The sequence below is a fragment of the Stutzerimonas degradans genome, from assembly GCF_024448505.1.
Taxonomy (GTDB): Bacteria; Pseudomonadota; Gammaproteobacteria; order Pseudomonadales; family Pseudomonadaceae; genus Stutzerimonas; species Stutzerimonas degradans.
This window is the reverse complement of sequence record NZ_JAMOHV010000008.1, coordinates 35,364-58,903: the sequence shown is the minus strand read 5'-3', so window position 1 is coordinate 58,903 and position 23,540 is coordinate 35,364. Positions and strand designations below refer to the sequence as shown.

Annotated in this window: 17 protein-coding genes; 2 read left to right on the top strand and 15 right to left on the bottom strand. The window is 63.8% G+C overall.

What is annotated here, in order from left to right; translation table 11 throughout:
* Positions 1 to 13: 13 nt before the first annotated feature.
* From cmk to NAV27_RS11870, 15 genes are all read right to left on the bottom strand, one after another.
* Entirely contained in the window at positions 14 to 700 is a 687-nt protein-coding gene (cmk, locus tag NAV27_RS11940) for a (d)CMP kinase (RefSeq protein ID WP_102828505.1), read from the bottom strand.
* Positions 697 to 2,940, bottom strand: coding sequence for a bifunctional prephenate dehydrogenase/3-phosphoshikimate 1-carboxyvinyltransferase (locus NAV27_RS11935; protein WP_102828506.1), 2,244 nt, complete (start codon positions 2,938 to 2,940; stop codon positions 697 to 699). Before NAV27_RS11935 ends, cmk begins: the two co-directional genes overlap by 4 nt.
* Positions 2,937 to 4,046, bottom strand: coding sequence for a histidinol-phosphate transaminase (gene hisC / locus NAV27_RS11930; RefSeq protein ID WP_102828507.1), 1,110 nt, complete (start codon positions 4,044 to 4,046; stop codon positions 2,937 to 2,939). The genes NAV27_RS11935 and hisC overlap by 4 nt, the downstream gene beginning before the upstream one ends.
* A gap of 83 nt (positions 4,047 to 4,129) precedes the next feature.
* Positions 4,130 to 5,227, bottom strand: coding sequence for a prephenate dehydratase (gene pheA / locus NAV27_RS11925; protein WP_008567114.1), 1,098 nt, complete (start codon positions 5,225 to 5,227; stop codon positions 4,130 to 4,132).
* Entirely contained in the window at positions 5,227 to 6,312 is a 1,086-nt protein-coding gene (serC, locus tag NAV27_RS11920) for a 3-phosphoserine/phosphohydroxythreonine transaminase (protein ID WP_008567113.1), read from the bottom strand. Before serC ends, pheA begins: the two co-directional genes overlap by 1 nt.
* Before the next feature lie 103 nt (positions 6,313 to 6,415).
* Positions 6,416 to 9,223: a DNA gyrase subunit A gene (gene gyrA, locus NAV27_RS11915; protein ID WP_102828508.1), complete on the bottom strand. Its 2,808-nt coding sequence runs from the start codon at positions 9,221 to 9,223 to the stop codon at positions 6,416 to 6,418.
* Between the two features lie 151 nt (positions 9,224 to 9,374).
* On the bottom strand, positions 9,375 to 10,451 hold the full coding sequence (mtnA, locus tag NAV27_RS11910; protein WP_102828509.1) for an S-methyl-5-thioribose-1-phosphate isomerase: 1,077 nt from the start codon (positions 10,449 to 10,451) through the stop codon (positions 9,375 to 9,377).
* Between the two features lie 148 nt (positions 10,452 to 10,599).
* The gene (locus NAV27_RS11905) at positions 10,600 to 12,978 is read right to left on the bottom strand and encodes an efflux RND transporter permease subunit (RefSeq protein WP_102828510.1); all 2,379 of its coding nucleotides are present in this window, start codon (positions 12,976 to 12,978) and stop codon (positions 10,600 to 10,602) included.
* A 17-nt stretch (positions 12,979 to 12,995) separates the two neighbouring features.
* Positions 12,996 to 13,979 (bottom strand): WD40/YVTN/BNR-like repeat-containing protein, encoded by a 984-nt coding sequence (locus NAV27_RS11900; RefSeq protein WP_102828669.1) that lies wholly within the window; start codon positions 13,977 to 13,979, stop codon positions 12,996 to 12,998.
* A gap of 318 nt (positions 13,980 to 14,297) precedes the next feature.
* Positions 14,298 to 16,958, bottom strand: coding sequence for an aminopeptidase N (gene pepN / locus NAV27_RS11895; RefSeq protein ID WP_102828511.1), 2,661 nt, complete (start codon positions 16,956 to 16,958; stop codon positions 14,298 to 14,300).
* A gap of 233 nt (positions 16,959 to 17,191) precedes the next feature.
* A complete protein-coding gene (locus tag NAV27_RS11890; protein WP_043298514.1) occupies positions 17,192 to 18,031 on the bottom strand; it encodes a DUF2797 domain-containing protein in 840 nt (279 codons plus the stop codon).
* Entirely contained in the window at positions 18,031 to 18,309 is a 279-nt protein-coding gene (locus tag NAV27_RS11885) for a YeaC family protein (RefSeq protein ID WP_043298511.1), read from the bottom strand. The genes NAV27_RS11890 and NAV27_RS11885 overlap by 1 nt, the downstream gene beginning before the upstream one ends.
* 70 nt (positions 18,310 to 18,379) lie before the next feature.
* Positions 18,380 to 19,240, bottom strand: coding sequence for a rhomboid family intramembrane serine protease (locus NAV27_RS11880; protein WP_102828512.1), 861 nt, complete (start codon positions 19,238 to 19,240; stop codon positions 18,380 to 18,382).
* Positions 19,237 to 20,208: a metallophosphoesterase gene (locus tag NAV27_RS11875; protein WP_102828513.1), complete on the bottom strand. Its 972-nt coding sequence runs from the start codon at positions 20,206 to 20,208 to the stop codon at positions 19,237 to 19,239. The genes NAV27_RS11880 and NAV27_RS11875 overlap by 4 nt, the downstream gene beginning before the upstream one ends.
* The gene (locus tag NAV27_RS11870) at positions 20,208 to 21,095 is read right to left on the bottom strand and encodes an NAD(+) kinase (protein WP_008567101.1); all 888 of its coding nucleotides are present in this window, start codon (positions 21,093 to 21,095) and stop codon (positions 20,208 to 20,210) included. Before NAV27_RS11870 ends, NAV27_RS11875 begins: the two co-directional genes overlap by 1 nt.
* A gap of 176 nt (positions 21,096 to 21,271) precedes the next feature.
* On the opposite strand from NAV27_RS11870, the gene NAV27_RS11865 reads away from it, so the two are divergent.
* Entirely contained in the window at positions 21,272 to 22,210 is a 939-nt protein-coding gene (locus tag NAV27_RS11865; protein WP_102828670.1) for a DUF1853 family protein, read from the top strand.
* A gap of 85 nt (positions 22,211 to 22,295) precedes the next feature.
* Complete coding sequence (gene chrA, locus NAV27_RS11860) at positions 22,296 to 23,513, top strand: chromate efflux transporter (RefSeq protein WP_102828514.1); 1,218 nt, start codon at positions 22,296 to 22,298, stop codon at positions 23,511 to 23,513.
* Positions 23,514 to 23,540: the final 27 nt, after the last annotated feature.

Genomic DNA, 23,540 nt, shown 5'->3' with positions numbered 1-23,540 from the left:
GGCGTTCCGTTCATCAGGCCAAATCGCGCTTGGCGACCTCGGCCATAATTTGTTCCAGCACCTGCTCGATGGAAAGTGTAGTGGAATCCAGCTGAATAGCATCGACTGCCGGTTTCAGCGGTGCCACCGCACGCTGGGTATCGCGCTCGTCGCGAGCCAGAATCTCCTCGAGAAGACTCGCGAGGTTAACATCATCGCCACGTGCCTTCAACTGCAGGTACCGGCGGCGTGCACGCTCTTCGGCGCTCGCGGTAAGGAAAATCTTGAGTGGCGCGTCGGGAAATACCACCGTGCCCATGTCCCGACCGTCGGCCACCAGGCCGGGCATTTCGCGGAATGCCTTCTGTCGCTGCAACAGCGCTTCGCGGACCGCCGGCAGCGCAGCGACCTGCGAGGCGCCGGCGCCGACCTGTTCGTTGCGAATGGACTCGGTGACATCCTCGCCTTCGAGAATGATGACCATGCCATGTCCGTCGTGTGCACTATCGAACTGCACATCCAGGTGCGCCGCCAGGACCTTCAGCGCTTCCTCATTGGTCAGATCGACGCCGTGGTTGCGCGCGGCGAACGCCAGCAGCCGATACAGCGCACCGGAGTCGAGAAACTTCCAGCCGAGCTTGCCGGCCAGCAACGCCGCGACCGTGCCCTTGCCGGAGCCGCTCGGCCCATCGATGCTGATGACGGGAGCCGCAGCAATCATGATCCACCCTCCGCGTGTACGCGCATCCCGGCGCGTTCGGCCAGGACGAGAAAATTGGGGAACGAAGTGGCGACGTTGGCACAGTCATGAATTCGAATCGGCGCGCTGGCTCGCAACGCGGCCACGCTGAAGGACATGGCGATACGATGGTCGCCGTGCGCCCAGACTTCACCGCCACCCATCGGGCCGCCTTCGATGACGATCCCGTCGGGCGTCGGCTGCGCCTGTACGCCCAAGGTTTGCAAACCGTCGGCCATCACCTGGATGCGGTCGGATTCCTTGACCCGCAGCTCCTCGGCACCACGTAGCGTGGTACGACCTTGGGCGCAGGCCGCGGCCACGAAAAGCACCGGGAACTCGTCGATCGCCAGCGGCACCAGTTCCTCGGGAATATCGATGCCGTTGAGCTCGGCTGCCCGCACGCGAATATCGGCGACCGGCTCACCACCGACCTCACGCTGGTTTTCCAGTGTGATATCGGCACCCATCAGCTTGAGGATATCGATCACGCCAGTCCGCGTCGGGTTGATGCCGACATGTTCGAGCAACACCTCCGAACCCGGCGCGATGCTCGCGGCCACCATGAAGAAGGCTGCCGAGGAAATATCTGCCGGCACCTCGATGCGAGTCGCGCGCAGTTTGTGTCCGGATTCGACCCGCGCGGTGCTGCCCTGCACATCCACTGGATAGCCGAAGCCACGCAACATGCGCTCGGTGTGATCACGCGTCGGCGCCGGCTCGGTGACGGACGTCTGGTCGGCCGCGTACAGGCCAGCCAGCAACAGGCAGGACTTGACCTGTGCGCTGGCCATCGGCATCTCGTAGTGCATTCCCGACAGCCGCTGACCGCCACGGATGGTCAGCGGAGGGCGCCCGTCCGCCTCGGTCTCGATGACTGCACCCATTTCACGCAGCGGCTTGGCAACGCGATTCATCGGGCGCTTGGAAAGCGAGGCATCGCCGGTCAGCGTGGTATCGAACGGCTGCGCGGCAAGTAGGCCGGCCAGCAAGCGCATGGATGTGCCGGAATTACCCAAGTAGATCGGCCCCGGTGGGGCCTTCAGGCCATGCAGGCCGACACCGTGCACGGTCACGCGACCTTGCTGCGGCCCTTCGATAACCACGCCCATGTCACGAAAGGCCTGGATGGTGGCCAACGCGTCCTCGCCTTCTAGAAAGCCCTCCACCTCGGTAGTGCCCTCGGCCAGCGAGCCGAGCATGATGGAGCGATGGGAAATCGACTTGTCGCCCGGTACGCGCAGCCGTCCCGCCAGGCTGCCGCCCGGATTGGCCAGGAAGATCAGATCATTGGAATGCATAACGTCCACATAGGCTCTGCGAGCCAGTATTTTGCTGAAATGTTCCCGGGCGGCGCGGGCGCGAGTGAACACGCCGAGCAGCTTATGCCCGTCCCCTTCATCGACCGCGGCGCGCAATGCATCGAGGTCGCTACGAAAATCGTCCAGGGTATGCAGCACCGCTTCGCGATTGGCGAGGAAGATGTCGTGCCACATCACCGGGTCGCTGCCGGCGATGCGGGTAAAATCCCGAAAACCGCCGGCCGCATAACGGAATATCTCGAGGTTCTCGTGGCGCTTGGCCAGCGAGTCGACCAGGCCGAACGCCAGCAGATGCGGCAGATGGCTGGTTGCGGCAAGCACTTCATCGTGGTGACGAACCCCCATGTGCTCGACATCCGCACCCAGCGCCGACCACAGCCGATGCACCAGTGCCAGGGCGGTCGGATCAGTGTCGGCCAACGGCGTCAGTATCACCTTGTGCCGGCGGAACAACGAACCCTGCGCGGCGGTGACTCCGCTCTGCTCGGAACCGGCGATCGGGTGCCCGGGGACGAAACGACCGGGCATGCTACCGAACACTTCGCGCGCACAGCGCACGACGTTGCCCTTGGCGCTGCCGACATCGGTGAGCACCGCATCGCCCAGGTCCAGCGCAGCCAGTTGCGCCAGCAGCTTTTCCATCGCCAGGATCGGCACGGCCAGCTGGATCACATCGGCACCGGCGCAGGCTTGCTCCAGCGTTTCGGCACAGGAATCGACCACACCGAGCTCGACCGCCAGCTCGCGTGAGCGGGCGTCCAGATCGAAACCGACGACCTCGCGGCACAGTTTCAGCTCGCGCAGTCCCTTGGCGAAGGAGCCACCGATCAGGCCGAGGCCGATGACCACCAGCCGACCGACGAGGGGTTCACCCGCAACGGGTGCCCAGGCTTTGCTCACTGGGCAAGCACCTTGCGCAATACCTCGATGAAGCGCGCGTTCTCCGCCTCGGTGCCGATCGACACGCGCAGAAAGGTCGGCATGCCGTAGCCGGCCACCGGCCGCACGATCACACCCTCCTGCAAGAGTGCGTGGTTAATCGGCGCCGCGTCGCGTCCGAAGTCGACGGCAATGAAATTGCCTTTCGAGGGAATCCAGCGCAGGCCGAGCTCAGCGAACGCCGCTTCCAGCTGGCGCATGCCGGCGGCGTTAGCCGCACGGCTGGCGGCCAGATACTCCGTATCGTCCAGTGCCGCGCAAGCGGCGGCCAGGGCCAGACTGTTGACGTTGAACGGCTGGCGAACGCGGTTGAGCACATCGGCGATTTGCGCCGAGGAGACCGCATAGCCCACGCGCAACGCCGCCAGCCCATAGGCCTTGGAAAAGGTCCGTGATACCAGCAGATTGGGATGCGCAGCGAGGAACGCCAGGCCATCCGGCATCTCGCCGCCCTCGGCATACTCGATATAGGCCTCGTCCAGCACCACCAACACCGAGTCCGGGACGCGCGCGAGGAAACGCTCGAGCGCCTCCGCGTCGAACCAGGTGCCGGTTGGATTGTTCGGGTTGGCGATAAATACCACGCGGGTGTTTTCGTCGATCGCTGCCAGCATGGCATCCAGGTCATGACCGTGATCACGCGCCGGTACCACCTTGCCCTGCGCACCGACCGCCTGAGTCGCGATCGGATAGACCGCGAAGGCATGCGCGCTGAACACTGCGTTCAGACCCGGCGCCAGATAGGCACGCGCCACCAGCTCAAGGATGTCATTGGAGCCGTTGCCCAACGTGATCTGGTCGATCTGCAGCGCATAGTGCTGGGCCAGTCGCTGCTTGAGCACGAAACCGTTGCCGTCGGGATAACGGGTCAGCTCCGCCAGTTCATTACGAATGGCGTCCAGCACACGAGGGCTCGGTCCGAGCGGGTTCTCATTGCTCGCCAGCTTGACGATACCGGCCGGATCCAGATTCAACTCGCGCGCCAGTTCATCGACCGGCTTACCCGGCACGTAGGGAGACAGCTTTTGCACGCCTGGCTGCGCCAGAGCGAGGAAATCACAGGACATAGCTAAAAAGCCTCGAGCTTCGAATCGCAAGCAACAGCCTTCGCCGAACCATGTGCGGCTTGGGCCGTCAGCCTGCAGCTGTCTTAAAGTACCGCCTTCGGATAGGAACCCAGCACCTTCAGCGCTACCGCCTCCTTCCCGATCTTCTCCAGCACATCCTTGATCAGCGGGTCCTGATGATGGCCGAGGAAGTCGATGAAGAACACGTACGTCCACTTGCCGCTGCGCGACGGACGCGTCTCGATACGGGTGAGATCGATGCCATTGGCATGGAATGGCATCAGCAGTTCGTGCAAGGTTCCTGGCTTGTTTCGCATCGACACGATGATCGAGGTCTTGTCGTCGCCGGTCGGCGGTACATCCTGGCTACCGATGATGAGGAAGCGCGTGGAGTTGTCCGGGCGATCTTCGATCTTCTCAGCCAGCTTCTGTAGACCATACAGCTGAGCCGCCATGTCGCCGGCGATGGCTGCGGAATTCCACTCGCTTTTCACCCGCTTGGCCGCATCGGCGTTGCTGGAAACCGCCACACGCTCAACGTTCGGATAATGCGAATCGAGCCACTTGCGGCACTGCGCCAGCGACTGGGCGTGGGAATAGATACGGGTGATGCGATCGGTCTTGGTCGTCTCGCCCACCAGCAGATGGTGGTGGATACGCAGCTCAACCTCGCCGCAGATAACGATGTCGTGCTCGAGGAAGCTGTCCAGCGTGTGGTTGACGGCGCCCTCAGTGGAATTCTCTACAGGCACCACGCCAAAATTCACCGCACCGGCAACCACCTCGCGAAATACCTCGTCGATGGCCGCCATCGGCGTACTGATCACCGAGTGACCGAAGTGCTTGAGCGCCGCCGCCTGGGAGAACGTGCCTTCCGGTCCGAGGTAGGCCACCCGCAGCGGCTGCTCCAGCGCCAGGCAGGAGGACATAATTTCGCGGAACAGGCGAGCAATTTCCTCGTTGTCCAGCGGGCCCTTGTTCAACTCCATGATGTGCTTGAGCACCCAGGCCTCACGCTCGGGGCGATAGAACACCGCCTGCTCACCTTCGGCGAGCGTGGCGGTCTTCACCCGCGCCACGTCCTGGGCACAGCGGGCGCGCTCGCTGATCAGCTCGAGAATCTTCTCGTCGAGGCTGTCGATGCGCACACGCAACGCCTTGAGCTGATCAGCCTGGCTCATCAGCCGTGCTCCTTCTCAAACTCGCTCATGTAGGCGACCAGCGCCTCGACGGCATCCAGCCCGACCGCGTTATAGATCGACGCGCGCATGCCACCGACCGAGCGATGGCCCTTGAGATTGAGCAGCCCGCGCGCGTCGGCTCCGGCGAGGAAGGTCTTGTCCAGACGCTCGTCAGCCAGGCGGAATGGCACGTTCATCCACGAGCGCGCGTTGATGCTGATGGGGTTGGTGTAGAACTCGCTGGAATCGATGAAGCCGTAGAGCAGCTCCTGCTTGGCGCGGTTGCGTTGCTCCATCGCCTCCAGGCCGCCCTGCTCCTTCAGCCACTCGAAGACCAGCCCGGATAGGTACCACGAGAAGGTCGCCGGGGTGTTGTACATCGAACCGTTGTCCGCCGCGATCTTGTAGTCGAGCATCGTCGGGCAGCTGGAGCGGGCGCGACCAAGCAGGTCTTCGCGCACGATCACCACCACCAGGCCGCTGGGACCGATGTTCTTCTGGGCACCGGCGTAGATCAGGCCGAACTGCGACACATCGATCGGACGCGACAGAATGTCGGACGACATGTCCACCACCAGCGGCGTGTCACCCAGGTCTGGCACCCAGTCGAACTGCAGGCCGCCAATGGTTTCGTTGCTGGCGTAGTGCAGATAGGCCGCGTTGTCGCTCAGCTGCCACTCGTTCTGCCCGGGAATGGCGAAATAATCGTAGGGTTTGGCGCTGGCAGCGAGGTTGACGGCACCGAAACGACGCGCCTCTTCCATGCTCTTGCGCGACCAGATGCCGGTGTCGACATAGTCGGCGACGCCATCTTCAGGCAGCAGGTTCAGCGGAATCTCGGCGAACTGCTGGCTGGCACCTCCCTGCAGGAACAGCACCTTGTAATTCGACGGAATCGACAGCAGATCGCGCAGATCCTGCTCGGCCTTGCTGGCGATAGCGGTGTATTCGTCACTGCGATGGCTCATCTCCATCACCGACAGGCCGCGGCCCTGCCAGTCGAGGAGTTCCGCCTGGGCGCGTTGCAGGACAGCTTCCGGAAGTGCGGCCGGACCGGCGCAGAAGTTAAAGGCGCGTTTGCTCACGTCGTTTGCTCTCAATCGAATTTGATAACCAGCCATTCGGAACAACTCCCCTTCGCCGGGTGCGGCGAAGGGGCACCCACTCAAGCGGCCGCTTGCCGCCAGATCACTGCTCGTCGTCGGTAGGCACGACATCCGGCGACACGTCGCCCGCGCCGCCCAGCAACTCGTCTTCACTCGGTTCGGTGCTGATCACGGGCATCTCTTTCTCCAGCGCTTCCTCGTCGAGAAGCGCCTCGATGTCCTCCAGCACTTCCTCTTCGGACGGCTCCTGCACCCGCTCCAGGCCGACCAGATGCTCGCCCTTGCTGAGCTTGATCAGCGTGACGCCCTGCGTGTTACGGCCCAGCGACGACACTTCGTCGACGCGGGTACGCACCAGCGTGCCCTGATCGGAAATCAGCATGATCTCCTCGCCCTCGAGCACCTGCACGGCGCCCACCAGCGGTCCGTTACGCTCGTTGGTCACCATCGCGATGACGCCCTGACCGCCACGCCCACGCCGCGGGAACTCCGCCATCAAGGTGCGTTTGCCGTAGCCACGCTCGGACGCGGTGAGGATCTGCGCCGCCGGCTCGGGAATGAGCATGGAAATGATCCGCTGCCCTTCGAGCAGACGCATGCCGCGCACGCCGCGGGCATTGCGCCCCATGATACGAACCTTGCTTTCCTTGAAGCGGATGACCTTGCCGCCATCGGAGAACATCATCACTTCCTGGGCGCCATCAGTCACGGCGGCGGCGATCAGGGTGTCGCCCTCCTCCAGCTTCAGTGCGATCAGGCCCGATGTGCGCGGCCGGCTGAACTGCACCAGCGGCGTCTTCTTGACCGTGCCCTTGGCGGTCGCCATGAAGATGTACGCGCCGGTCGGCTCATCCCGACCGTCATCGTCGGCGTCTTCGGACTCGCTTTCATCTGCCTCGTCGTGCTCGATGACCAGCGCTTCGTCATCCAGCTCCTCGTCTCCTTCTGGCGCCTGCTTGCGCAGCGCTTCCAGATCGACCTGCAGCATCGCGGTGATGCGCTCACCCTCGTCTAGCGGCAGCAGGTTGACCAGCGGACGACCACGCGAGGTGCGCGAGGCTTCGGGAATTTCGTAGGTCTTGAGCCAGTACACCTTGCCCTTGCTGGAGAACAGCAACAGCGTGGTGTGGCTGTTGGCGACCAGCAGGTGCTCGACGTAATCCTCTTCCTTCACTCCGGTCGCGGCCTTGCCACGGCCACCGCGGCGCTGCGCCTGGTAGGTGGCCAGCGGCTGCGACTTGGCGTAACCACCGTGGGAAATGGTGACTACGCGCTCTTCTTCGGTGATCAGGTCGGCCAGCGTCAGGTCCAGGCGGGATTCGAGAATCTCGGTGCGACGCGCATCGCCGAAATCGCGTTTGACGTTCTCCAGCTCCTCGCGGATGACTTCCATCAGCCGCACGGGGTTGGTCAGGACGCGGATCAGCTCGCCAATCTGGGCAAGAATTTCCTGGTATTCGCTGAGCAGCTTTTCGTGCTCGAGCCCGGTCAGGCGGTGCAGACGCAGATCGAGAATCGCCTGGGCCTGCTCCGGCGACAGGAAGTACTTGCCTTCGCGCAGTCCGTACTGCGGATCGAGATTCTCCGGGCGGCACGCATCGGCACCGGCACGCTCGACCATCGCCTCAACGGCGCTGGACTCCCACGCGGTGGAAATCAGCGCATCCTTGGCGTCGGCCGGCGTCGGCGACGCTTTGATCAGCGCGATGACCGGATCGATGTTGGACAGCGCGACCGCCTGGCCTTCGAGGATATGACCACGCTCACGTGCCTTGCGCAGTTCGTAGACGGTACGCCGGGTGACGACTTCGCGGCGGTGACGAACGAACGCTTCCAACAACTCCTTGAGGTTCAGCGTGCGCGGCTGACCATCGACCAGCGCCACCACGTTGATGCCGAATACGCTCTGCAGCTGGGTCTGGGCATAGAGGTTGTTGAGGATCACCTCCGGCACTTCGCCGCGACGCAGTTCGATGACCACGCGCATGCCGTCCTTGTCGGACTCGTCACGCAGCTCGGTGATACCTTCTATCTTCTTCTCTTTTACCAGCTCGGCGATCTTCTCGATCAGCCGCGCCTTGTTCAGCTGATACGGCAGCTCGGTGATGACGATCTGCTGACGACCGCCGACCTTGTCGATGTCCTCGATATCGGCGCGCGCGCGGATATAGATGCGCCCACGGCCGGTACGATAGGCCTCGATGATGCCGGCACGGCCGTTGATGATGCCTGCCGTGGGGAAATCCGGACCGGGAATGTAGCGCATCAGCTCATCGATGCTGATGTCGGCGTTATCGATCAGCGCCAGACAGCCGTCGATGACCTCGCCGAGGTTGTGCGGCGGAATGTTGGTCGCCATGCCCACGGCGATACCGCTGGAACCGTTGACCAACAGGTTCGGGACTTTGGTCGGCATGACCGCCGGAATCTGCTCGGTGCCGTCGTAGTTCGGCACCCAGTCGACGGTTTCCTTGTCCAGGTCCGCGAGCAGCTCGTGCGCCAGGCGCGCCATGCGCACCTCGGTGTAACGCATGGCCGCCGCCGAGTCGCCGTCGACGGAACCGAAGTTGCCCTGGCCGTCGACCAGCATGTAGCGCAGCGAAAACGGCTGAGCCATACGCACGATGGTGTCGTAGACCGCCGAATCGCCGTGTGGGTGGTATTTACCGATCACGTCGCCGACCACACGGGCAGACTTCTTGTACGGCTTGTTCCAGTCGTTGCCCAGCTCACTCATGGCAAAAAGCACGCGGCGATGCACCGGCTTCAAGCCATCGCGCGCATCCGGCAGCGCCCGCCCGACGATGACGCTCATGGCGTAATCGAGGTAGGACTGCTTGAGTTCGTCTTCGATATTGACCGGGAGGATTTCTTTGGCCAGTTCGCCCATGGAAGCCTGGTTCCTTTTAGTCAGCAGGGTCCTGCGATAAGCGCGGAATGGTAACACAAGGCGGGGAGTCGCTGGAGGCCGACGGCGTAACGAAGAAGCATGCCGGATGGCCAGCGACGCGGATCAGAGACTGTCGTGCCGCGAGCGACATTCAGTGCAGCCGCCTATGACTCAGCAGTGCCTCGATACCTGCGGTGCTTGGGCGCTCGACCACGCCTTTCTCGGTGACGATCACGTCGATCAGGTCGGCCGGCGTGATATCGAAGACCGGGTTGAAGGTTTCGACATCCGCAGCACAGCGCTGGCCGTTGACCTCCAGCAGTTCCGTACCGGCACGCTCCTCCAGCGGTATGTCATCACCGCTTTCCAGCGTCAGGTCGATTGCCGAAGTCGACGCCACCACCATGAAGCGCACACCGTGGTGCATGGCCAGGACCGCCAGCGAGTAGGTGCCGATCTTGTTGGCAACATCGCCATTGGCGGCAATGCGATCGGCGCCGACGATGATCCAGCTGATAGCGCGAGTTTTGAGCAGGTGCGCAGCCGCCGAATCCGCGTGCACGCACACCGGGACACCTTCGCCCTGCAGCTCCCAGGCGGTCAGCCGCGAGCCCTGCAGCCAGGGACGGGTTTCACCGACATAGACACACTCCACCAGGCCGCCGAGATGCGCGGCGCGAATCACCCCCAGCGCCGTGCCGAATCCGCCGCTCGCCAGTGCACCGGTATTGCAGTGGGTGAGCAGATTCTGCGGACTGCCCCGGTGCTTGCGAATCAGCTCCAGGCCGAACTGCGCCATCGTCAGGTTGGCTTCGCGGTCGCTGGCGTGAATCGAAGCGGCCTGAGCCTCAAGCGCTACCAGCGGGTCTTCGCCGGGTTTGAGTCGCTCCAACCGCTCGCGCATCTGCCTCAAGGCCCAGAACAGATTCGCTGCGGTCGGACGCGACTCAGCCAGCAGGCGGAAATCTTCTTCCAGCGCCAGGCGCCAGTCGCCACCCTCGGCAAGACGCGTGCGCAGCCCCATTGCCAGTCCATAGGCGGCGCAGATTCCGATAGCCGGCGCACCGCGCACCACCATCTCGCGGATCGCGCTCGCCACGTCGGCGGCGGTATCACAGGTTTGCCAGATCTCCTGCATCGGCAGGCGGCGCTGGTCCAGCAAGCGCAGTCGACCCTCGCACCAGTCGATCGACTTCACCTTCTCCGTCGCCAGCAAGCGCTCGCGCATGACCTTCCCTCTGCACTGGACAAAAGCGGGCGATTATACGCCGATGCCATTTCGCTTGGCTCGATAGCGGACACATCGCCAGCATTCGCATGCGCAAAGAAAAAGGCCCGCATCTCACGATGCGGGCCTCGACCTGACGCAGCGCGTTTCAGTGCGCCAACAGGGAGCCTCCCACCTTGCCAGCCAGCTTCTCCGGCTTGATCAGGAAACGTGCCAGTGCCGGCAGCAGCCAAAGGGCGCCAAACATGTTGACGATGAACATGAAGGTCAGCATCAAGCCCATATCGGCCTGGAACTTGATCGCCGAGAACATCCAGGTCGCCACGCCGATGGCCAGGCACAGACCGGTGAACAGCACCGCCTTGCCGGTGGACTTGAGCGTTTCGTAGTAGGCCTCCTGCAGCGGCAGCCCGGCACGCAGGAAGCTTTCCAGGCGGCTGTAGATATAGATGCCGTAGTCCACGCCGATACCCACACCCAGCGCAATCACCGGCAGCGTCGCGACCTTCACGCCGATACCGAGGAAGGCCATCAGCGCATTGCCGAGAATCGAGGTCAGGATCAGCGGCAGCACGATGCAGACCGTGGCAGCCAGCGAGCGGAACGTGATCAGGCACATGCCGGCCACGCACAGGTAGACCAGGATCAGGATGATTAGCTCCGACTTGGCAATCACCTCGTTGGTGGCGGCCTCGATACCGGCATTACCCGCCGCCAGCAGGAACTCCAGCCCTTCGCGATTGTTCTCCTCAGCGAACGCCTCAACGGCCGCAACCACACGCTTGAGCGTCTGGGCCTTGTGGTCATTGAGGAACACCATTACCGGTGCCACGGAGCAATCGGAGTTGTACAGCCCCTCGGCGCGGGAAATCGAATTATTGAGCACGTCCTGGTTGCGCGACAGCGTTTCCCATTTCAGGCTGCCCTCATTCATCCCTTTGATGCCCTGCCGGGCAACCGAAACCATGGAGACAGCCGACTGCACGCCCTCGGTGTTTTCCATCTTCCACATCAGCTCGTCCATTGCCGAAAGCGTGTCGTAGTGCGAGCAGCCTTCCGGAGCGGTTTTGACCATCACCACCAGCACATCGGAACTGGTGGAGTAGTTGCGGATGACGAAATCGTTGTCCTGGTTGTAGCGCGAATCCGGGCGCAGCTCGGGCGCACCCTGATCCAGGTCGCCCACCTGCAGATGCTCTTTCTGGTACCAGAAGCCACCGACCGCCACCAGCAGCGCCAGCACCACTGAAACCGGTGCGACCGCCGGGTGCGCGAAGTTGGACAGCAGGCGCCAGAACGGGTGGTCGCTGACGGCATCCTTCTTGCTGCGCGCGACCGCCTTCTTGCTGATGCCGATGTAGGAAATGGCCACCGGCAGCAGGATCAGGTTGGTGAAGACGATCACCGCCACACCGATGGAAGCACCGATCGCCAACTCGCGAATCACCCCGATATCGATGATCAGCAGCGTGATGAAGCCCACCGCATCGGCCAGAATGGCGATCATGCCCGGCAGGAACAGCTGGCGGAATGTGCGCCGGGCGGCGGTCAGCGCATCGTCAGCGTCGCTGGACTGCTGCGCGATGCCGTTAATCTTCTGCACACCGTGGGAAATGCCGATGGCGAAGATCAGGAACGGCACCAGCATCGAATAGGGATCGAGGCCGAAACCGACCAGATGCATCAGCCCCAGCTGCCAGCCCACCGCGATCAGCGTGGTGATCAGCACCGCGATGGTGCTGCGGATGCACCAGGTGAACCAGTAGAGCAGGACCAGGGTGATCAGGAAGGCGATGGCGAAGAACGCGACGACCATGACCAGACCGTCGATCAGATCCCCGACCTTCTTGGCGAAGCCGACGATATGGATCTCGACGTTGGGGTTCTGCGCCTCGTATTTGTCGCGAATCTTCTCCTCGAGCTCATGGGAGAACTTCTGGTAATCCAGCTTGATCTGCCGGCTCTGATCGTTCGGATCGGAGTACGACTCCTGCAGCGGCACGTCGATGATCGAGGAGCGGAAGTTGTTCGCCACCAGCCGGCCGATCTGGCCGGACTTGAGCACGTTGTTGCGCAGCTCGTTCAGGCTTTCGGCGGAACCATCGTAAGTCTGCGGGATCACCTCGCCACCGTCGAAACCCTCCTCCGTCACCTCGGTCCAGCGCACGCTTGGGCTCCAAAGCGACTTCATGCCGGAGCGGTCGACGCCTGGGATGTAGAACGCCTCGTCATGGATCTGCCGCAGCGTTTCCATGTACTCCTGAGTGAAGATAGTACCTTCCTTCGCCTCCACCGAGATGCGCACGGTGTTGCCCAGGTTGGCCAGATCGTTGCGAAACTCGATCATCTTCTTGATGTATGGATGACTCAGCGGAATCATCTTTTCGAAACTGGTGGACGGGCGAACCTGCGTCGCCTGGAAGAACAGGAAGATGCTCGCCAGCAGACACAGCAGAATCACGACCGGCCGGTTGTTGAAGATCAGGCGCTCAAGAAATGTTGCCTTGTCCTGGTGATGCGAACTCATGGTGTATGCCCCGATTCTTATTGTTTTTTAGCGAGTTCTTCGCCGTTCGCATCCGCGAGGTACACCCCGCCCTGCCCGACCAGAACCAGTTCACCGCGCTCGTTGACCATTGCGCTCGCCAGCGAACGCCGATCCCCACGGTGAATAACGCTGAACGTCCGGCCGCCATCGCCGCTGGTCAGCACCGCACCCCCATGCCCGACGATCACGACGCCGCTCTCGGTAAACACGCCGCCGGCGAGGCCGGAGCGCAGCGGACGACCTTCGTCGCTCACCTCGATCTGTTTCCAGCTGGTACCGAAATCATCCGAGCGGAACAGGTGTCCACGCAGCCCGAAGGCCAGCACCACGCCAGGCCGCTCGCCCAGCACGCCGAACAGCGACCCTTCGTATGGTGCTTCGACACGCTCCCAGCTCTGCCCTAGGTCTGTCGAGCGGAACATGCTGCCCATCTCACCGACAATGAACAGGCCGGAGCCTTCGATATGGGAGATGGCGTTGAGGTGATAACCGTCCTCGTTGTCGAGGCGGTCGCTGATGTCGTTCCAGGTTTCGCCACCGTCGGTCGTTTCGATCAGCGCGCCGTACGCCCCCACCGCGATACCGTGCCGCAGATCGGCGAACCAGACGTCCAGCAGCGGGGCTTCGCGCTCGCGGTCTTCATGCTGCGCCGTCCAGGTCAGGCCACCGTCACGGGTAACCAGCACCAGCGCATCGTGGCCGACAGCCCAGCCATGCTGAGCATCGACGAAGTGAATGGCGGTCAGCATCTGCCGGGTCGGCACGCGGGCCTGAGTCCAGCTGCTACCGGCATCGTCGGAATAGAGAATGTGGCCACGATCCCCTGCGGCAACGAGACGAGAGCCGGCCTCGGTGATGTCGAGCAGGAGAGTTGTCGCCGCCTTGGGCGACTGGATCGAATCGCGAGCCTGGATATCGCTGGCGGCCAGCAGCGGCAACGGCGCACAGGCCAGCAACATGAGCGCGCAGCAGGAAAACATGCTGGCAAGCGGGCGAAAACGCGTCACGGACGTCCGAATGGGACTCGTGGCGCAGCCGAAGTGTGTGCGCCGCAGAACGGGCTCACGCATACATACCCCCTTTATTCTTATTAGGTAAGGGCCTGCTATGGCAGACGAAGCCATGCTAGCCAGCTTCCGCGCGCGCTTACAATTGGCCGGACGTTATGATTTGTTAACCCGCCAAAACGCTCACCCGCTGGGGTGCAGCGCCTTCGAACGACCGTTTCTGGCGGCCCGTTGCAGACGGCGATGGGTGGAAGTCACGCGGTCGCCAGCGCGCTTCCACCATGCTTGGCCTCAGGCGAGGCTCTTGCTCACCACTTCGTAGACATCACTGGACAGCTCGCCGGAGGCCAGGATGCGCTCCAGCTCGCCCTTCATCAGCGCCTGGCGCGCGTCGTCGTACTTGCGCCAGCGGGTCAGCGGCGCCAGCAGACGCGAGGCGATCTGCGGGTTCATCGCGTTGAGGGTGATCACCTGGTCGGCGAGGAAGCGGTAGCCGGCGCCATCGGCGCGGTGGAAGTTCACCAGGTTCTGGTTGGCGAAGGCACCGATCAATGCGCGCACCTTGTTCGGGTTCTTCAAGGTGAAGGCCGGGTGCTGCATCAGCGTCTGCACCCGCTCCAGGCCGCCGGGCAACGGGCTGGCCGCCTGCACGCTGAACCACTGGTCCATCACCAGCGGGTTATCGTGGAAGTGCTCGGCAAATACCTCCAGAGCCTTGAGGCGCTTCTCCTCGAACGGCGAGTGGGTCAGCGAGGCCAGCGCCGACAGGCGCTCGGTCATGTTGTCGGCATTATCGAACTGGTCCAGGCACAGCGAGAGGATATCCGCACGCTCGCTGAACATCAGATAGGCGAGCGCGATGTTCTGCAGCGCGCGGCGCGCGAAATGCTCCGCCGAAGCCACGTAGGGTGTCTGCCGCGAAACTTCGCGGTGGTTCATGTAGCGCTGGTAGAACGGCTCGAACAAGCGGCTGCCGATTTCCCGGCGGGCAAACTCGCGTGCCGCATGGATGGCATCGACATCCGCCACTTCGCTGATCTCGGTAAGGTAGGCCTCGCCCGGCAGCGAAAGCATCTCGGCGACCATCGCCGGATCGAGAGCGTCGTTCTGCAACACACTACGCAGCGCCTCGACCAGACGCTCGTCCATCGCCAGTGCCTCGCCGCGCTGGTGCTGACCGATCAGCTCCTGCAGCACCTGCACCGACAGCTGCTGGCCCGCTTCCCAGCGGTTGAAGCCGTCGGAATCGTGCTGCATGAGGAACATCAGCTGATCGCGGCTGTAGGGAAACTCCAGCTTCACCGGCGCGGAGAAGCCGCGCAGCAGCGACGGCAGCGGGCGTTCGGCCACGTCGACGAAGGTGAAGCTCTGCTCGGCCTCGGTGACTGCCAGCACACGGCTGGTTCCCACGGCCTGCGCCTCGCCGGCGAGACGCAGCGGCATGTCTGCGCCATCGGCAGCCAGCAGTCCCAGCTCCACCGGAATCACGAACGGTTGCTTGGTCGGCTGGCCCGGCGTCGGTGGGCAGCTCTGGCGGAAGGTCAGGCGATAGGTCTGCGCCGCCGCATCGTAGTGTTCACTGACCGACAGTCGCGGAGTGCCGGCCTGGCTGTACCAGCGCTTGAACTGCGACAGGTCGGCGCCGTTGGCGTCCTCCATCGCCTTGACGAAATCATCGACGGTCACCGCCTGGCCGTCGTGGCGCTCGAAGTACAGGTCGCTGCCCTTGCGGAAATCGTCTTTGCCGAGCAGCGTCTGAATCATGCGTACCACTTCGGCACCCTTCTCGTAGACCGTCAGGGTGTAGAAGTTGGAAATCTCGATGAACGATTCCGGGCGCACCGAGTGGGCCATGGGGCCGGCGTCTTCGGCGAACTGGTGGGTGCGCAGGTAGGCCACATCCTCGATACGCTTGACCGTCGCCGAGTTCATATCGGAGGAAAACTGCGCATCGCGGAAGACGGTGAAACCTTCCTTGAGCGAGAGCTGGAACCAGTCGCGGCAGGTCACCCGGTTGCCCGACCAGTTGTGGAAATACTCGTGAGCGACGATCGCCTCGACGCGCTGGTGCGCGGCATCGGTGGCAGTTTCGGCGCGGGCCAGCACGGCGCTGGAATTGAAAATATTGAGGCCCTTGTTCTCCATCGCCCCCATGTTGAAGTCGTTGACCGCGACGATCATGAAGATGTCCAGGTCGTACTCGCGGCCGTAGGTCTCTTCGTCCCACTTCATCGACTTCTTCAAGCTGTCCATGGCGTGCTGGCACTTGTCGATGTTTTCCGGCTCGACGTAGATGCGCAGCGCCACGTTGCGCCCGCTCATGGTGGTGAAGCTATCCTCGACGCACCAGAGGTCGCCGGCCACTAAGGCGAACAGGTAGGCCGGCTTCTTGAACGGGTCTTCCCAGGTTGCCCAATGACGACCGTTGTCCTCGCTGCCACTGGCAATCGGGTTGCCGTTGGACAGCAGCACCGGATAGGCCTTCTGCTCGGCGCTCACGGTGGTGGTGAACTTGCTCATCACGTCCGGGCGGTCGAGGTAGTAGGTGATCTTGCGAAAGCCCTCGGCCTCGCACTGCGTGCAGAACATGCCGCCTGACTTGTACAGCCCTTCCAGCGCGGTGTTGGTTTCCGGATGTATGACCACCGAACTGTCGATGACGAAGCTTTCGCTGTCCGGCTGCAGGGTCAGGCACTCTGCGCCGATCTGGTAGTCGCCCGCGCCCAGTTCGCGGTCATTCAGCGCAATGGACAGCAGCTCGAGTTGCTGACCGTGCAGCTCCAGCGGTGGCAACTTGCCGGCCGGACGCTCGGGATTGCGGCGCATCACCAACTGAGCGTGTACCAGGGTACGGTCCTCGTACAGCTCGAAGGTCAGGTGAGTTTCATCGATCAGGTACTCAGGCGCCTGGTAATCCTTCAGATGAATGACTTTCGGTTGTTCGGTACGCATGGAAACCTCGTCGGCTGAGCTTCAAGCGGCACGCTTCAAGCGGGAATGTGCGATGTATGCCAGCCCGGGAGACCGGGCTGTGGATGAGTCCGAGCTTAGCGTCTGTCGCAGCGGACTTGTAGGGTGGAAAACGGCCCGGCCTTTTCCACGCGATTGCTCCGTCCTACTCATCCTTGAGCGGGGCATGGGCAACCGGCGCCAAGCGGTGGAAAAGCGCTTGGCGCATTCTCCACCTACGCAGCGGCGCTGGCGGCCACCTGATAGGCCGTGAACTTGCGGATGTTGATCACGCCGGTGTCGAGAATCAGGTACTGGCCCTTGATGCCCTTGAGCGTGCCCTCGACCACCGGCGTCTTGTCCAGATCGAGGCTGACCACCTTGGTCGGGTAGGCGTCTATCGGATAGCGGATTTCCACCACTTCCGCGTCGGCCAGCGGCTGAATCGCCTGCAGACCGAAACGCTGCTGCAGATACCGCAGCCCTTCGGCGCAGGCATCGAAGATGTGCTCGCGCGTCTGGATCAGGTCGAGCGGCTCGGCATCGCCTTTGAGCAGTGCTCGCCAGTTGGTGCGGTCGGCAACCTGGCTGCGCAGCAGGTCTTCGACCAGGCCCGATTGCTGGCGAGTGGCGACGCGCATGATCGGCAGCGCCTGGCTCGCACCCTGGTCGAGCCAGCGCGTCGGTAGCTGCGTGGCGCGGGTGATACCGACCTTGATGCCCGAGGAGTTCGCCAGATAGACCACATGATCGGTCATGCAGAACTGCGTACCCCAGTCCGGGTCGCGACAGGTGCCCAGTTCGTGGTGGCACCTCTCGGGGCTGACGATGCAAGTGTCGCACTGCGGCAGTTTCTTGAAGCAGGGATAGCAGTAGCCCTGGCTGAAGCTCTTGTTGGTCTTGCGCCCGCAATGAGTGCAGTGGATGGCGCCCAGGTATTCCAGGCGAATCTGCCGGCCGATCAGCGGGTTGACCGGCACCAGCCCTTCACCGAGGCGAAATGCATACTGCACCGGCACGCCGGATTCGAGCTGGACCGCCATCTTCTCCAGCGCGCCGCGTCCGAGTTCCCGCATCAGTGGCGGGTTCCCGAAGCCGGGGCAAACAGGCTGGTATCGATGGGGGCCTCGGCCTTCTTGCTCTTGGAGCCGCACTCCTGCCCGCCCATGTAACCGGTGCGCTCTTCCTCGGGAAGGTTCTTCATCTCCCAGGCGATGATCGCCTGCATGCAGGTTTCCTTCTGCTCGGGAGTCAGCTTGCGGCCGTCAGCCCATTTGCCGAGCTCAATGGCCTGTTTGAGGCTTGTGTAGATTTCGGGGGTGATGTTTTCGGCGGTTTGGATAAAGGACGACATGGCCAGCTCCCAGGGAAACGAGCGGGCATTCTACCGGAATTGGCCGCTGGCGACCCGACAGCAGCCGCAGTTACCGCCTGCTGCGCGCCAGCAGCCCACCGACAACACCGGTGGCGCACCCAGCTACCAGGCCGCCGACATGCGCGGCATTGGCGATGGCCAGGGTGCCGAAGCTCAATACGTCGATGACGCCGCTCAGACAGATCACCAACCAGACCAGCATCAGCCCTACCACGCCCGGTGGCAGCCGGTAGGCCGCGTTCGGCGCGAAACGCTGGAACAGCCAGCAATGGCCGAGCAGACCGTAGAGCACACCGGACAGACCGCCAAAGATGCCCGGCCCGCCGAACAGGTACTGCGCGAAATTGGACACCAGGCCGAACAGCACGGTCAGGGCCAGCAGCATCCAGGCGCGCTGACGGGCTTCGATCCGCCGCCCCAGCTCCCAGAACCACATGCCGTTCATCGCCAGGTGGAGGATGCCGAAATGCACGAACATCGGCGTGAGCAGCCGCCACCACTGCCCCGCTGCCAGTGTCTGCTCCAGTGTGGCGAAATAGGCGTACTCGCCATCGATGCGAAAATCGACGAAATTCAGCCAGCGGATGGTCGCGAAGTTATCGCCAAGCTGGGTAATCAACGCGGTCAGCAGCGTGACAATCAACACTACCGCCGTGAGCGGGCTGGCACGCAAGGCGGCGATGAAACCACCGCGCCGCCGCGGCGGCTCCGCCACCGGCACGGCGCCGCCGTCGGGATAGCGCGCATAGAGTTCGCGCACTTGCTCGACCGCTGCGTCCGGCACCCGCAACACCTGCTGGTCGCCCTCCACCGAAACCCGGCACGGCACCCGCAGATGGCGCAGCAGCCCGACGAACCCACTCAGATCCTGCGACAACGGCAGGCGCAACGCCTCGACCACGACACTCATGTACGGAACACCGCGCAGACGTCGACCCAGGCGAATTTCGCCGGGTCCAGACGGGTTTCCTGATCCAGCCGATACGCCACCAGCTTGCCCTTCTTCACCGCGCTGTAATCCAGGCAGGCCAGGTTGTCGCGCAGCGGCCCCGGCTGCCCGCGCCGCCAGTAATGACCGACGAACAGCAACGGCTCGTCCGGCCCGTAGAGGAACAGCCGGCTCTTCTGCTGCGGGGACAGCGGCAGACGCGCCGCATGGTCCGGCAGGCCTCCGGGCTGGAACACCACATCGCCGTAGGTCTGCGGGTTCTCCTCCCAGAACTTGGTGCGGAAGAAGGTGCGCACGAAACCTTCCTCACTGGTCAGCGTCATGCCGTGCGGCAACGGCATGTCGGTGCCACGCAGCAGCCGGTCAAACGCCTGACAGATGAAACTGCCGGGCAGTCCCGCTTCGCGCAGAAGCGCCGGGTTGATCCGCCCGTCGTTGAGAAATGGCTGCAGGCGGGCGATCACATCGGCATCCCAGCACGCGTGCACCGCGCGGAAACGCTCGGTCTCCAGGTACAGCGGCAGCTCGTAGAACCAGTCACGAAAGGCCTGCCATTCGGCGGCGTGGTGTTCGAATTGCTGGAAAGTTTCCTGCAGCAGGCGGGCGAAACGCGGCGAGCGATCACGTACGAACTCCCGGCCACTGCCCGGCGGCGCCCGCATGTACCAGCCCAGCGCATTGAATTCGTGGTTGCCCATGATGCAGTGCGCCTGCTGGTGATCGACCATGTCGTGCACCAGATGCAGCGCTTCGCGGATATGCGGCCCACGGTCAATGATGTCACCGAGGAAGATCGCCTGTCGGCGCGGGTGCCGCCAGACACCGCCCTGCAGGCGATATCCGAGCCCATCCAGCAGGCGTCCCAGCGCATGAGCGCAGCCGTGAACGTCGCCGATCAGGTCATAACCGCGTCCGGGATCGAGCTCCATCAATCGCCTCCGCCGAGGCGACTGCCCCAGCCGAGCTTGGTCCGGCAGACTTCGTAGTAGTTATGATCCAGCGGGTGGATCAGGTGCAACTTCTGCGATTTCTTGCGCACGGTGACGGTATCGCCCGGTGCGCAGGTGAAATGGTTCTGCCCGTCGCAGGACACCTGCGGATAGATCTGCATGTTCGACGACACGACGATCTTCAGTTCGCTGTTGCCGTCCACCACGATGGGTCGGCTGGACAGCGTGTGCGGGTACATCGGCACGATGACGATGGCGTCCAGGCGCGGATGCATGATCGGCCCGCCGGCGGAGAGCGCGTAGGCGGTGGAGCCGGTCGGCGTGGCGACGATCAGGCCATCGGCCTTCTGGCTACAGACGAACTGGCCGTCGATGAACAGCTCGAACTCGATCATCCGCGTCGACTTGCCCGGATGCAGCACCACGTCGTTGAGCGCATCGCCCGCGCCGATGGTTTCCTCGAAGCGCCGCGCCTGGGCTTCGAGCAGGAAGCGGTTCTCCAGCGTGTACTGCCCGCTGAGCACCTCGGCGACCTTCTCTTCCAGCTCGTCCGGCTTGATGTCGGTGAGAAAGCCCAGACTGCCACGGTTGATTCCCAACACCGGTACGCGATGCTTGGCCATCGCCCGCGCGGCGCCGAGCAGGCTGCCGTCGCCGCCCACCACGATCACCAGGTCGCAGGCCTCACCCAGGCGCTGGCGCGAGGAGGTCTGCATGCCATGGCCGGGCAGGACCTCGGCGATGTTTTCCTCGAGAATCACGTGCAGGTGGCGCTCGACGAGAAACTTCTTCAGCCGGCGGATGGTATCCAGCACCTGGGAACTGCCCAGGCGGCCGATGATGCCGATATTGCGAAATTGCTCCATTGAGGCTCCCAGGTGTGCATGGCGGGACGGGGCAGGCGAACAGCGCCGGCGAAGCAAGCGCCGGGTACGGCCTCACATCGCTTGGAACACGCGCAGGCGCATGTGATCCACCGGCGCGGCGATTATGGGCGAAACCGCGAACCAGCGGCAAACCAACCTCGGCTATGCTGCTTGGCATGTCTATTCCCAGTCTGTACGACTTGCCGGCACGACTCCTGGACCCGCAGATACGCGACCTCGCCTGGGCCATCGTCTCGCCGCCGCTGCTCGACGGCGGCCCCTGGGCGCAGCGCCATCCGCTGGCGGCGAGCCGATGGCTGGCCCAGCCGGAGCTGCTGGCCGACTGGCTGTTGCGCCAGGACCGCGATCCTTCGGCGCTGCACGGCTGGCTTGCCAGCCGCAGCATTCGCCGGCTGGGGCTGTATTACGAGCGGCTCTGGCAATTCGCGCTCTGCCAGGTGCCGGATGTCGAACTGCTGGCGGCGAACCTGCCGATCCGCCAGGCCGGGCACACGCTGGGCGAGCTGGACCTGCTGCTACGCGATGCCGAAGGCGTGCATCACCTCGAACTGGCCGTGAAGTTCTACCTCGGTCTCGATCGGGCTGAAGGGCATCGGCACGATCACTGGCTGGGGCCAGGCAGCCTCGATCGGCTGGACCTCAAACTGGCGCATCTGCGCGAGCACCAGTTGCCGCTGGCGGGTGCGGAACCCGCCACCGCCCTGCTGCGCGAGCTGACCTGCCAACCGGTACGCAGCAGTTTCTGGCTGGGCGGCTACCTGTTCCGACCGTGGCCATCCGGCTGCGCGCAACCCGCCGACTGCAATCCGCAACACCTGCACGGGCGCTGGTTGCGCCAGGCGCAATGGCCCGACCTCATGCACTCGCAGCCGACTGCCCACTGGCAGCCGCTGGCACGCCAGCGCTGGCTGGCACCGGCGCGCATCGATGCGGAGCAGCTATGGACGGCGGCAGGCTTTGCCGCTTGGCTCGCCAGCGCGCCAGTCGCAACGCAGCCCCGATTGCTGGTGCGTCTGGAAGCCGACGCTAATGCCTGGGTCGAGCAGGAGCGCCTGTTTCTGGTAGGCGATGACTGGCCGAACCCGGCGCAGTGAGCTACTTCAGCTTGTCATGAAGTCCGACTAAGCTGGCCGGCCGCCAGCCTGCAACGCTCGTCGCACGTCAGCCAACGGACCGATCATGACCGCCTCGCATCACCCTGCCGCCACCTCGCAATCCAGCATCTGGGCGATCTTCTTGGTGTTTCTGCGCCTGGGCCTGACCTCGTTCGGTGGGCCGGTTGCGCATCTTGGCTTCTTCCGTAACGAATTCGTCGAACGCCGTCGCTGGCTGGACGAACGCAGCTACGCCGATCTGGTCGCGCTGTGCCAGTTCCTGCCAGGTCCGGCGAGCAGTCAGGTCGGTCTGGCGGTGGGCCTGCTGCGCGGCGGCTATCGCGGCGCCCTGGCGGCCTGGGCCGGCTTTACCCTGCCCTCGGCCATCGCCCTCGCGCTGTTTGCCATCGGCATCCGCTCGTGGGGCGATGCGCTACCCGGCGGTGCGCTGCAGGGTCTGAAGATCGTCGCCGTCGCGGTGGTGGCCCAGGCCGTGTGGGGCATGGGCCGCAGCCTCTGCACCGACCGCCTGCGCATCGGCATCAGCGTTCTTGCGGCAATCACGCTGCTGGCGTTGCCCTCGGCCTGGACACAGGTGGCGGTGATTGTCGTGGCTGGCCTGCTCGGTCTCTGCTGGTTCCGCACCAACAGCGCACCGGCTACCACTGAGCTGAGGGTCACGGTCGGGCGGCGCAGCGGATTGGTCTTGCTGGCGCTGTTCCTCACCTTACTGCTCGTCCTGCCGCTGCTTACGCAAGCGTCCTCGAACTCCCTGCTGGCGATGGTCGACGCGTTCTATCGCACCGGCTCGCTGGTGTTCGGCGGCGGTCACGTGGTGCTGCCATTGCTGCAGGCCGAAGTGGTGCCGGCCGGCTGGGTCGACCAGGACGCTTTCCTCGCCGGCTACGGCGCAGCGCAGGCCGTGCCCGGCCCGTTGTTCACCTTTGCGGCATTCCTCGGTGCCTCGATGAACATCGCACCCAGCGGCTGGCTAGGCGCGACCGTCTGCCTGCTGGCGCTGTTCGTTCCGTCGTTTCTGCTGGTCATCGGTGCCCTGCCGTTCTGGCAGCAGCTGCGCCAAAGCTCGCGCACCCAAGCGGCGCTGGGCGGGATCAATGCAGCGGTCGTCGGTCTGCTGCTTGCCGCGCTCTACGATCCGGTGTGGACCAGCGCCATCGGCGGCCCCACCGACTTCGCTGCCGCTCTGCTGGCCCTCGCGGCGCTGATGGTCTGGAAGCTGCCGCCCTGGCTGGTCGTCGCGGCAGGTGGAGTCGGTGGCTGGCTGCTCGGTCTCGCTGGCTGACCACACCTGCGCAACCGGCGCAACGCG

What these genes read in the sequence shown, in the direction of transcription:
- cmk (WP_102828505.1), bottom strand. Translation starts at nt 700, where the DNA reads ATGATTGCTGCGGCTCCCGTCATCAGCATCGATGGGCCGAGCGGCTCC.
- hisC (WP_102828507.1), bottom strand. Translation starts at nt 4,046, where the DNA reads ATGTCCTGTGATTTCCTCGCTCTGGCGCAGCCAGGCGTGCAAAAGCTG.
- pheA (WP_008567114.1), bottom strand. Translation starts at nt 5,227, where the DNA reads ATGAGCCAGGCTGATCAGCTCAAGGCGTTGCGTGTGCGCATCGACAGC.
- gyrA (WP_102828508.1), bottom strand. Translation starts at nt 9,223, where the DNA reads ATGGGCGAACTGGCCAAAGAAATCCTCCCGGTCAATATCGAAGACGAA.
- mtnA (WP_102828509.1), bottom strand. Translation starts at nt 10,451, where the DNA reads ATGCGCGAGCGCTTGCTGGCGACGGAGAAGGTGAAGTCGATCGACTGG.
- NAV27_RS11905 (WP_102828510.1), bottom strand. Translation starts at nt 12,978, where the DNA reads ATGAGTTCGCATCACCAGGACAAGGCAACATTTCTTGAGCGCCTGATC.
- NAV27_RS11900 (WP_102828669.1), bottom strand. Translation starts at nt 13,979, where the DNA reads ATGTTTTCCTGCTGCGCGCTCATGTTGCTGGCCTGTGCGCCGTTGCCG.
- pepN (WP_102828511.1), bottom strand. Translation starts at nt 16,958, where the DNA reads ATGCGTACCGAACAACCGAAAGTCATTCATCTGAAGGATTACCAGGCG.
- NAV27_RS11890 (WP_043298514.1), bottom strand. Translation starts at nt 18,031, where the DNA reads ATGCGGGAACTCGGACGCGGCGCGCTGGAGAAGATGGCGGTCCAGCTC.
- NAV27_RS11885 (WP_043298511.1), bottom strand. Translation starts at nt 18,309, where the DNA reads ATGTCGTCCTTTATCCAAACCGCCGAAAACATCACCCCCGAAATCTAC.
- NAV27_RS11880 (WP_102828512.1), bottom strand. Translation starts at nt 19,240, where the DNA reads ATGAGTGTCGTGGTCGAGGCGTTGCGCCTGCCGTTGTCGCAGGATCTG.
- NAV27_RS11875 (WP_102828513.1), bottom strand. Translation starts at nt 20,208, where the DNA reads ATGGAGCTCGATCCCGGACGCGGTTATGACCTGATCGGCGACGTTCAC.
- NAV27_RS11870 (WP_008567101.1), bottom strand. Translation starts at nt 21,095, where the DNA reads ATGGAGCAATTTCGCAATATCGGCATCATCGGCCGCCTGGGCAGTTCC.
- NAV27_RS11865 (WP_102828670.1), top strand. Translation starts at nt 21,272, where the DNA reads ATGTCTATTCCCAGTCTGTACGACTTGCCGGCACGACTCCTGGACCCG.
- chrA (WP_102828514.1), top strand. Translation starts at nt 22,296, where the DNA reads ATGACCGCCTCGCATCACCCTGCCGCCACCTCGCAATCCAGCATCTGG.